The organism is Pseudoalteromonas sp. TP27, from assembly GCF_056470645.1.
Genome location: NZ_JARDAK010000011.1, coordinates 120,397 through 131,494 on the forward strand (window position 1 = coordinate 120,397; position 11,098 = coordinate 131,494).

The 11,098-nt window shown below is 38.2% G+C and carries 10 protein-coding genes and 1 pseudogene; 2 read left to right on the plus strand and 9 right to left on the minus strand.

The genetic code is table 11. The annotated features are described in order from the left end of the window. Positions 1–183 precede the first annotated feature (183 nt). The 6 genes and pseudogenes from PX700_RS13800 to pxpB form a co-directional block, all read right to left on the minus strand. Positions 184–1,062: a PhzF family phenazine biosynthesis protein gene (locus tag PX700_RS13800; RefSeq protein ID WP_479521010.1), complete on the minus strand. Its 879-nt coding sequence runs from the start codon at positions 1,060–1,062 to the stop codon at positions 184–186. Then, a complete protein-coding gene (gene asnB / locus PX700_RS13805; RefSeq protein WP_479521011.1) occupies positions 1,046–2,719 on the minus strand; it encodes an asparagine synthase B in 1,674 nt (557 codons plus the stop codon). Before asnB ends, PX700_RS13800 begins: the two co-directional genes overlap by 17 nt. Before the next feature lie 153 nt (positions 2,720–2,872). After that, positions 2,873–3,541 carry a pyroglutamyl-peptidase I gene (gene pcp / locus PX700_RS13810; protein WP_479521012.1) on the minus strand — a complete coding sequence of 223 codons (669 nt, stop codon included), beginning with the start codon at positions 3,539–3,541 and terminating at the stop codon, positions 2,873–2,875. Then, a pseudogene (locus PX700_RS13815) lies at positions 3,534–3,629 on the minus strand (5-oxoproline transporter, DUF979 family subunit); the annotation flags it as partial. The gene pcp and the pseudogene PX700_RS13815, both read right to left, overlap by 8 nt. A 34-nt stretch (positions 3,630–3,663) precedes the next feature. After that, positions 3,664–4,593, minus strand: coding sequence for a 5-oxoprolinase subunit C family protein (locus PX700_RS13820; RefSeq protein WP_479521013.1), 930 nt, complete (start codon positions 4,591–4,593; stop codon positions 3,664–3,666). Continuing rightward, entirely contained in the window at positions 4,586–5,251 is a 666-nt protein-coding gene (gene pxpB / locus PX700_RS13825) for a 5-oxoprolinase subunit PxpB (protein ID WP_479521014.1), read from the minus strand. The genes PX700_RS13820 and pxpB overlap by 8 nt, the downstream gene beginning before the upstream one ends. 249 nt (positions 5,252–5,500) lie before the next feature. Here pxpB and msrA point away from each other — a divergent pair, with 249 nt between their 5' ends. Together msrA and PX700_RS13835 are read left to right on the plus strand one after the other, a co-directional pair. Beyond that, positions 5,501–6,790, plus strand: a complete 1,290-nt coding sequence (msrA, locus tag PX700_RS13830; RefSeq protein WP_479521015.1) for a peptide-methionine (S)-S-oxide reductase MsrA — start codon at positions 5,501–5,503, stop codon at positions 6,788–6,790. Between the two features lie 137 nt (positions 6,791–6,927). Beyond that, a complete protein-coding gene (locus PX700_RS13835; RefSeq protein ID WP_479521016.1) occupies positions 6,928–7,704 on the plus strand; it encodes an amino acid ABC transporter substrate-binding protein in 777 nt (258 codons plus the stop codon). Between the two features lie 769 nt (positions 7,705–8,473). On the opposite strand, the gene PX700_RS13840 is transcribed toward PX700_RS13835, so the two are convergent. The 3 genes from PX700_RS13840 to PX700_RS13850 all read right to left on the minus strand — a co-directional run bounded on the left by PX700_RS13840 (position 8,474) and on the right by PX700_RS13850 (position 11,069). Further along, entirely contained in the window at positions 8,474–9,355 is an 882-nt protein-coding gene (locus tag PX700_RS13840) for a LysR family transcriptional regulator (protein ID WP_166419004.1), read from the minus strand. Between the two features lie 344 nt (positions 9,356–9,699). Then, positions 9,700–10,356: a CoA transferase subunit B gene (locus PX700_RS13845; protein ID WP_007376577.1), complete on the minus strand. Its 657-nt coding sequence runs from the start codon at positions 10,354–10,356 to the stop codon at positions 9,700–9,702. A 14-nt stretch (positions 10,357–10,370) separates the two neighbouring features. Beyond that, on the minus strand, positions 10,371–11,069 hold the full coding sequence (locus tag PX700_RS13850) for a CoA transferase subunit A (RefSeq protein ID WP_166419003.1): 699 nt from the start codon (positions 11,067–11,069) through the stop codon (positions 10,371–10,373). Positions 11,070–11,098 lie beyond the last annotated feature (29 nt).

An 11,098-nucleotide genomic window follows, 5' to 3' on the forward strand; every position in this document is an offset into this window, starting at 1 on the left:
CCCTTAGGGTTCTGCCTAGGGGCGATAAACTCTTTGTTGCTCGATTTTTACTTATTCTTACATGGATGTAAGCCAGTAGAATAAAGCAGGAGCAGTTATCGAGCCCACTAGGTTACAAACCTCGCGCCGCGATTTAATCGCCCCTAGATTGAACAAATTTCAATCCGCAAAGATCAACACGCCCTAGTAAATTAAAACTTTAGCATTGTTAAATTCATAGTTTAGCAATGCGCCATTATTTGATTGCTGTATAAGCTTGGCTTTATTTAAACCGTACAGTCTAAAAAGCAGTGGGGCAATAACCGATAGAGCAGAGCCCGTAGCACTGTCTTCATTTACACCAAACTGGGGTGCGAAGTATCTAAAATGCGCTATGGCATTTTTTTTGTCTGTATTTTTTATACTGAGCGCTATAACAGCATTTTTATGTGCTTTACTCAAAGCTTTAAAATCAACGCGTAAACTTTTTAAGTTCTGTTTTTCATCGGAATTTTTATCACATTCTTCATTAAACTCTTTATTAAATAATACAACCGTGTAACCGTTTTTATCATCGGTACTATAGGCTGCTTTTAACGCGGATGAAAACACGTTATGTAACTCATCTTTAGCTAATTTGCTTTTTTGTGGCTCTATGCTTTTTAGTAACAGCTGAGCGCGTTGTTTTTTTACTTGTATAGTAAAGCGCTCATTACTCATTGAAATAAATGCTTCAGGGCAATAACCCAAATAACCTATCAAAAAATTAGCGGCAGCTAAAGTGCCATGCCCGCAGCGTTTAATTTCACTGGTTTGATTAAACCAACGAATTTTACAATGGCGTTTAGTTATTTCATTTTGATTTAAAAATACGGTAGCAGGGTGAATTGATTGTGATGCAATATATTGCATTGTTTTTGAAGTTAACCCATTTTCATAAATAACAATTAAAGCGCTTGAGCCTTTTAAGTTATTTGCATGGCTAAAAAAAACAGATTGGGTGTAAGTGTACTTTATAAAGCGCAGCGTGAGCCATAAAGGCTTACGCTGCGATATACAAAAAGTGTTAACCTTTGCTTGCATATGCGTCGTTATGAACGCCTGCAGCACGACCTGATGGATCAGCATTGTTTTGGAACGATGCGTCCCATGCAAGTGCTTCAGGAGTCGAACACGCTACCGATTTACCATGTGGTACACATTTAGCAGATGCATCACCTGGAAAGTGTTCTTCAAAAATTGCACGGTAGTAATATGCTTCTTTTGAATCTGGTGTATTAATAGGGTATTTAAATTTTGCATTTGCAAGCTCTTGATCGCTTACTTGCTCGTTTACAAACTCTTTTAACGTATCAATCCAGCTGTAACCAACACCATCTGAAAACTGCTCTTTTTGACGCCATAAAACTTCATCAGGCAAGTAGCCTTCAAAGCCTTCACGTAAAATATGTTTTTCAATTTTGCCATCTTTACACATTTTAGCTTCAGGGTTGATACGCATAGCAACATCAACAAATTCTTTATCAAGAAACGGTACGCGTGCTTCTACGCCCCATGCAGCCATTGATTTATTAGCACGTAAACAGTCAAACATATGCAGTTTTGATACTTTACGGTTTAACTCTTCATGAAACTCTTGTGCGTTTGGCGCTTTATGGAAGTATAAGTAACCACCAAATAACTCATCTGCACCTTCACCCGATAACACCATTTTAATGCCCATGGCTTTAATTTGGCGAGCCATTAAGTACATTGGTGTAGAGGCACGAATTGTTGTTACATCGTACGTTTCTATGTGGTAAATCACTTCACGAAGTGCATCAATGCCTTCTTGAATGGTAAAAATGATAGGGTGGTGAATAGTACCAATCATGTCAGCTACTTTTTGTGCAGCTGCTAAATCTGGTGAGCCTTCAAGGCCTACTGAAAAAGAATGAAGCTTAGGCCACCATGCATCACTTTCGTCGTTATCTTCAATACGTTTTGCGGCAAAGCGCTGCGTAATAGCAGAGATAACTGATGAGTCTAAGCCACCAGAAAGTAATACACCATAAGGTACATCACACATTAGCTGACGTTTAACGGCTGCCTCTAATGCATCTTTAACGTCTTGGGCTTCTGCGCTGTTATCTTTAACTGCATCAAATGTTTCCCAATCACGCTTGTAATAAGGCGTCATTTTTCCATCTTTGCTGTAAAGGTAATGCCCTGGTGGAAATTCTTCAATGTGCTTACAAATTGGAGAAAGTGCTTTTAGCTCAGAAGCAACATAAAAGTTACCGTGCTCGTCGTGACCGGTGTAAAGCGGGATAATACCAATATGGTCACGGCCAATTAAGTAGGCGTCGTTTTCTTCGTCGTATAAACAAAATGCAAAAATGCCGTTTAGGTCATCTAAAAAGTCAGGCCCTTTTTGTTTATACAGCGCTAAAATAACTTCACAGTCTGATTGAGTTTGAAAAGTAAAATCAACGTCTAGCTCTGCTGCAAGTTCTTTATGATTATAAATTTCGCCATTAACCGCTAAAATATTTGTTTTTTCTGGGTTGTATAAAGGTTGTGCACCGCTTGATACACCAACAATAGCTAAACGCTCATGCACTAAAATAGCTTGTTCAGATGCATATACACCAGACCAATCTGGTCCACGGTGTCTAAGCAGCTTTGACATTTCAATTGCTTGGGTACGCAATTGAGTGGGATCAGATTTAATATCTAATACCCCAAAAATTGAACACATAGTAACTCCTCATTCCTATTATGTGTGCAGCAGAGCCAATTTGCTGTACTGCGAAACCTTGTTTTATCAGAAAAAATTACTCAAGTCACATAGCTTTTACAATTAATTAAGAATAATTTATGCACCAACTTAGATGTAACTGCACCAAAGTGGTTAATGCGTGGTGCCTGCTGCTATTTTCACATCACTATTGTTGTTCAAAGCTTGTGCGATCATGACCTTTAAAGCGTTAATAATGGTTTCTTCACTCATGCTTGGTGCGCCATTGTGGTGCACGGCTTGGCTTGGTAAATAAGGAACATGTACTAAGCCACCTTTCATCACCGCGCAGTGATCGTTTATGTAATGCATAAGGCCATACATAACGTGATTACACACATACGTACCTGCCGTATTTGAAATAGCAGCAGGGATATTACTGTTGTGCAATGCTTGTAACATGCGCTTTATGGGTAAGTTTGTGAAATAGGCATCAGGGCCATTTTTTTCAATTGGCGTATCGATAGGCTGCTTACCTACATTATCTTTAATGCGTGCATCGTCAACGTTTATTGCAATACGCTCGATTGATATTTCACTGCGCCCACCAGCTTGTCCTATACACAAAACAACCGCCGGGTTATGCGACTCAATGGCGTTTATAAGCTGACTGATAGACGTATTAAATTCACAGGCAAGTTCTAGTGTGCATATTTTGTGTTTCATGATGATAGTTTCATCAAGTTTTTGCACTGCTTGCCAAGAAGGATTGATAGTTTCGCCACCAAAAGGAGCAAAACCGGTTATTAATACACACGGCATAGTAGAAGTTGATTTAGTCATTAAACACCAAGCTATACATTAAAATAATATTAACGGCGAGTAAGGTAACTGCCGTCGGAATTTGAACCTTTGTTACATGGTACTTATCTTTTAAATCTAGGGTGTGTTGATTCTAGAATGTTTTATAGGTTATTTTTAAGTGCAAGGCTCAATTGATGTAGGTGCCCGTCAAGTTTCTGCTTTGCTTTTGCTGCTTCTTCAAACGTTACATATTTAAACTCAACCGTGTCTAAAGGTCTAAATTGTGCAAATTGATGTAAGTCGGCTTCAATAACTGTTCCTAAAAGAGGATAGCCCCCAGTGGTTTGTCCATCGTTAAGTAGCACAATAGGATCACCATTTGGTGGTAGTTGAATACTCCCAGGACTCACCCCTAATGATGGCAAAGAGTGCGAATGCACCAAGCTATTCTTATTATGCTCAAGCCTTACGCCCATTCGATTACTGTTAGTACTGACTTTGAATGCAGTTGCTGCAAAGGTATCCAATAATGGCTTACCCAGTAAGTTAGCGTGAGGGCTCGGGTACAAGCGTATAAGTTTGCGCTGGGCGGGAGCAATTGCACCTACTTTTATAAACTCTCCATAATAAGGAGTAATAGGTATTTCATCATCTGTGGTGAGAGCTCTACCTTGAATACCACCAAAACATGCGTTTAAATCTGTAGATTTAGAGCCCATAACCTCAGTATTTTGTATACCGCCTTTCACCGCTAAATAAGCTCTTAAGCCCGCTCTACCTGTAGCAAAGCTAAGTACTTGTTTATTTTTTACTGTGTATGTCCAACCAGGATAAATTGTTTGCCCATCAAGGGTTGCTTGCAAATCGGCACCATGAAGCGCAATTACTGTGTTGCAAGTAAATTCAAGTTCGCACAAACCAACGGTTATTTCTAAAACGGCATCATTGTCGTTATTGTTAAGTAATCTATTAGCAATTATTTGCGCAAAGGGGTCTAAGGTGCCCGCTTTACTTACACCTAAATGGCGGTAGCCAACACGGCCAAAATCTTGAATTGTAAGCAATACACCACTTTTAAGTACTTTAATCATGAGTTGCTCCTTTATTAACTAGCGGAACAAATTCAAGCGTATCGCCAGGTTGAATTAAACAAGGTTGCGCAGAGGTCGAATCAAACAAAGAGGTATCTGTATTGCCTATTATGTGCCAACCGCCTGGCGTATCCGCAGGGTAAACTCCGGTTTGTGTCGCACCTATCGCAACAGAACCTTTAGGAACTCTAATTCGTGGCTCATCACGCCTTGGTGTATGTAATTGCTCATCTAAGCCGTGTAGGTAGGCAAAGCCGGGCTGAAAGCCTAAAAATAAAACGTGGTACTTGGCTTTACTGTGAATATTAATAACCTCATCAGCGCTTAAATTATGATAATTAGCCACGTAATTAATATCCTCACCCTTGTAGGTGGTTTCAATTAAGTGATGCAGCCCCTTAAAAGTACTGCTTTTAATGTCATTCCAAAGCGAAGGTAGCACTTGGAGCCATTTATTTAAGAGTTTATCTGATTTTAAATAAAGAGTGATTGAGTTCATGGCCGGCACCAAATCGGTAAATTCATTAGTGCTTTTACAGTGATTGGTTAAAGCCCAAATTTTCTTTTGAATGGAGAGTCTATCTTTAGCGTCTAAATGCGATGCATCAAGTAGTAAACTACTGTTTGTTAATGCATAAATATGAGGAGTTGGCTTCATTAAATAAACCTATTTGTACAACATAATTTAAACGTAACACAGTTTTATTAATTTATTTACACCATTGCGACTAAGTGGTTATTTTTATTTGTTCAGCTTGGTTTAAGAGTGTTTTTATATTTAATTAATCGTATTTAACTTATTGAAGACCAAAACTTAATACGCTTCGTACTAAATATGTAATTAGGTTGAAATGAAAATTAAGGTAAGGAGGTCTTAATTAGCACGCACTTGTTTAAGAGGTACATTATGAAACACCAGCATTTATTATATTTATCAGGCGCTGCTATTATATTTAGCGCAGGCAGCTTTGCTTTATCTATGGAAAAGGTCGAGCACAGCAATATAGAAGCCACCATGCATGTAGAAACCATTGTACTTGGATCAGGTTGTTTTTGGGGGGCTGAAAAACGCTACGAAGCGCTTAATGGCGTTATTGATGCCGAGTCGGGTTATGCCGACGGCAATGGCTTTAAAGCAACATACAGAAACATTACTGATCAGTCTCGTCGCTTTGACGAAAACAATTATGCTGAAGTTGTACAGGTTATGTATAACAGTAATATAATTTCGGCTGAAGATTTACTAAAAAACTATTTTGAAAGCCACGATCCTACGCAAAAAAATCGCCAAGGTAACGACATCGGTACGCAATATCGTTCAATTGTATTAACGACTACAGATGCACAAGCTAAAGTAGCTGAGCAAGTTAAATCGCAATATCAGCAGCTTTTAACTGATGCGAGCTACGGTAAAATTGAAACGGTTATTAAACCGCTGGAAGGTTTTGTATCGGCAGAAGAGTATCATCAAAATTATTTAGAAAAGAACCCTAATGGCTATTGCCCAGATCATTCTACCGGTGTTGTTTTTAATAAAACACCCGTAGAAAAAGTAGACAACAGTGCTCTACTCGCAGGCAAGCAAATCGTGGTCTTAGATTCACGTGAATACTGCCCATACTGTGAAAAGTTTAAAAAAGCAGTCGCAAATGATTACAAAGGGACGATACCTATGTCGTTTCGCCATGCTGATCAACTACAGGGGTTAACCATCAAATCAGCCACGTGGGCAACACCGACTATCTTGTTTTTAGAAAATGGCATTGAAGTATATGGCCGTCAAGGTTACGCAACGCCTGAAGAGTTTTATAAAGCGTTAGGCGCTTTTAAATTAGGTAACAGCGATGCTTATAAAGTTGCATTTGATGCACGAACAGATAGACCTTACTGTAAAGAGTACAAAGAGTTTAAAAATACACCTGACGGTACTTTTGTTGATAAATTAAGTGGCGAGCCACTATTTGATACACGCGATAGGTTTAACTCCGGTACTGGTTGGTTGTCGTTTAAGCACCCAGTAAAAAGTAGTGTAACGCAGCATGACGATAGCAGTTGGGGGATAACCCGGATTGAGCTTCGTTCTAAAAGTACAGGTATTCATCTTGGTCATTTATTCCCAGGAGAAGGACCTAGAGGCACAGACCGCTACTGTATAAACGCAACAGTACTCGATTTTGTACCAAGAGATAAAAGCTAAATAGCTAACTAAAAAGTCTGATTATAAATCAGACTTTTTTTGCATAATATAAAATAGGTTTATCATAATCTCTGCAAATTTGTTAAAATTTAGTTAGCTGAGACTCACTAACAATATCTACCTACCTTAGGTTATTAATGAATCTATTAACAAAAATAGTTAAGCCGTTAATCTATCTGCCTTTTGCTTTATTGCTTTTAATGACCAACGCTAAATCTGCCACTCATTATGTGGTGGGTGTTGAAAATATAGAGTACCTTCCGTATTTTGACGGTAGTGGGGCTGATAACCGTGACTATTATGGTTTCAGTCAAAAGTTACTTACCTTGTTTGCCCAGCAGCATGACTTTGAGTTTGAATTTTACACATTACCTATTAATCGACTTTACAAAGAATTTATGGAGCATCGTCATGTCGACTTTAAGTATCCAGATAACCCTAGCTGGAAACCAAGTTATAAAGCTTCCTTTGGTGATTTAAATGAAATTATTTATTCGCAGCCAACCGTTGTGACTAAAGCGGGTATTGCGAGTTTAAATAAAAATATCACTATTGATGAATGCGTTAGTTTTGCAACGGTAAGAGGGTTTACGCCTCTAAGTTTTATGCAATTAATGAACAACGAAAACGTTGAGCTAATTGAAACAGCTAACGTAATAGAATTAATCGAGTTGCTTTTAAAAGAGCGGGTGGAGTGCATCTACATATCTAACGATGTATTAAACTATAATATCGTTAAATACTTTAAATTAACCCGACCCGTTTATTTTCAAAACGAATTACCGACAGATTTACAAGCCTTTTTATTATCGTCCATTGACTACCCTGAGGTAGTTAAGCAATTTGATACATTCTTGCTTTCACATAAAGTGCAAATAAGTAAATTAAAAAAAGAGTATCAAATAAAAAATTAACTAAAAAAGCCCCGTAAGTTATAACTTACGGGGCTTTTTAAAAGGTATTAACCTGTATATAACTATATTATGTATGTGCTTAATAATAAAAACAGTTCAAGCCAAGTCACCACCTAACTTGAACCGTTTTTCACACTGACAACATCTTCACACACAATATAAAGATTCTGTTTGCTACGCTCTTAAAGCATTTGTATTGCACATCATGTGGTTTGAGCCAAGAATAAAAACAGTTCAAGCCAAGTCACCACCTAACTTGAACCATTTTTCACACTGACAACATCTTCACACACAATATAAAGATTCTTTTTACTGCAAGGTTTGAGTCACTAAAACTCAAAGGTTGCATTTATTACTCTTAATAAACAATTAAACTTAACTGTTTCGAGCCGATGAGGTAACTTTAATATTTAACTTTATTTTCGACAAACGATAAAAATAAAACCAATGAGTGAAAAAAATTTAACTATAGACTTTAGTCTAATCTGTGGTTTTAATAGATTGTATTTTAAAGAAATTACTGAAAAATAATACCAATTCCATTAAGTATGTGTTCTAAATTTCACGCCGAAAAAATAATTCAGTTCTAGGCGTAAATTGATGTAAATGGTTGTTCCCTTTGCGAAATTTACAACAAAGAAATGGGTTGTTTTAGCAAGTAAAATAGATCAGCTATTTATTGGAGTTGGTATAAAGTGAGGTTTAGGATTTAGACGAACCATAAACACAACACACAATGGCTGTATTAATAAGTTCGCCTAATAGAGAGTTACTCTTGAATTTTTCTAAATGTGCTTACAACCCACTTCGCAAATAAATCAAGCGGGTGATTAGGGGTACTTGATTCGTGCTGCACTAAATAATACTTATCTTTAGTTGTTAAAGGCTGTTCAAATAATTTATAGAGCCACTGCTCATCTAACCAGCTTTGGCTTATAGGTAGTGGAATAAGTGCAATCCCCATACCCTGTTGCGCAGCACGTGCTACACCAAACATACTATCTATTTGAATAATTTGAGAAGGAGAGAAGTCATCAATTCCTGCTTTTTCGGCCCACTGATGCCAGGCCCAAGGGCGAGCTTTGTGTAGTATTAGCGGAACTTGATTAAGCGCTTGACGGTGATCGTCCCTCCACTGATCGAGCAATTTTTTATTACATGCAGGAATGTATTCAAGATTAAACAGCTCCGTTGCAGAACCTTCAGTGGGTTTACTCGATGATAATACAATAGATAAATCGCTATGACGGGTTATTTCTTTACGTGTTTTAAGCGTATCCATTTGCAGGTTTATATTAGGGTGCTCTGACGTCCACTCACTTAATTTAGGCATGAGTAGTTCGCTGGCAAAAAACTCAGGCAACGTAATCGTCAAGTTTGTATTTTGCTGCATCTGACTAAACTCATTAATGGTGCCTTCTAACATAGTGATAATTGGGGACACAGCATCAAAAAAGTTTTTACCCGCAGTGGTTAAACTAATTGAACGCGTTTTACGTTGAAAAAGTTCAATACCAAGTTGTTCTTCAAGTTGTTTTATTTGGTGGCTCACTGCCGAAGGTGTTAAGTACAGCTCATTAGCTGCATGCTTAAAACTTAGGCTTCTTGCTGCAAAGCAAAAAGAGCGAAGGCCACGAATAGGAGTTTGCATGTTTTCCAGTATTAAGTTGTTTATATAGCCTAGTATAGGCAAAAATCGAACCAATTAGTAATTACAATAATATCAATAAGTTAAAAATATTAACAGCGTAAATTCACAAAAGTGGTGCATCATTAAAACATAGTAGTGCAAATGTTCTAACTAACTAATCATCTATTTATGCAACTATTATAGATAAAAATTTACTACAGATGTATGAACAAGACTAAAAATAAGTAAAAAAGACAAAAAAAATCCCTCATGAGAGGGATTTTGGGTAACTCAGCGCCATTGGCACTGGGAATGAGGTCGGTACAGGGTAAAGCGTTATTTTAAGTTAACTTGTTAAAAAGTTCCTAAAAAACCATTTCTGGTACTTCACCGTCAACAAGTAATTTACCTGCTGTTTTACTAATGATTTCATCAACCGAGACGCCCGGAGCACGTTCGAGTAAATGAAATGCGCCGTCTTTAACTTCTAATACGGCTAAATCTGTTACTATTTTTTTAACGCAATTAACACCAGTAAGCGGTAAAGAGCAGGCCTCTAGTAATTTAGAGTCACCATGCTTACTTGCATGGGTCATAGTAACAATAATGTTTTTCGCGCCAGCGACTAAATCCATCGCGCCACCCATGCCTTTAATCAGCTTTTTAGGGATCATCCACGAGGCGATGTTGCCGTTCTGGTCAACTTCAAATGCACCCAGAACAGTTAAGTCTACATGACCACCCCGTATCATGGCAAAACTATCTGCACTATTAAATATGGCTGCACCTTTAGCTGCTGTCACGGTTTCTTTACCCGCGTTAATCATATCGGCATCTAGCTCTGCTTTAGTAGGGTACGGGCCCATGCCTAAAAGGCCATTTTCGGACTGTAACATAACTTCAATATCATCCGGTACATAGTTTGCGACGAGTGTCGGAATTCCTATACCCAAATTTACGTAATAGCCGTCTTGAAGTTCTTGTGCAACGCGCATTGCAACTTGTTCACGTGATAATGCCATAATTATGCTCCTGCTTAATCTCGTGTTGTTACACGTTCAATGCGTTTTTCAAAGTTGCCTTTAATAACGCGATTTACAAAAATACCTGGGGTATGAATTTGGCTTGGTTCAAGCTCACCCGGCTCTACAATTTCTTCTACTTCGGCAACGGTAATTTTACCCGCCGTTGCTGCCATGGGGTTAAAGTTCATGGCGGTGTGTCTAAACACTAAATTGCCATAACGATCTGCTTTCCATGCTTTTACAATAGCAAATTCACCTGTTATAGACTCTTCTAAAATATACGGGCGACCATTAAATTCTTTTACGTCTTTACCTTCTGCCACTGGAGTGCCGTAACCGGTTGCGGTGTAAAACGCAGGGATACCCGCGCCACCAGCACGCATTTTTTCAGCAAGTGTGCCTTGAGGTGTAAGCTCTACATCAATTTCGCCACTTAATAACTGCTGCTCGAATAGGGCGTTTTCGCCTACGTATGAGGCAACTACTTTTTTAATTTGTTTGTCTTGTAATAAAATACCTAAACCAAAGTCATCAACACCACAGTTATTAGATACCACGGTTAAGTCTTTTGTTTGCATGTGCTTAATTTGTTTAATTAAGCCCTCAGGAATACCACATAAACCAAAACCACCGGCAATAATAGTATCGCCGTCTTTTAATCCTTCCATTGCAGCTTCGTAACTAGAAACTACTTTATCAAAACCGGCCATGAGTCTCTCCTCATTGTGTGCTATTTGTT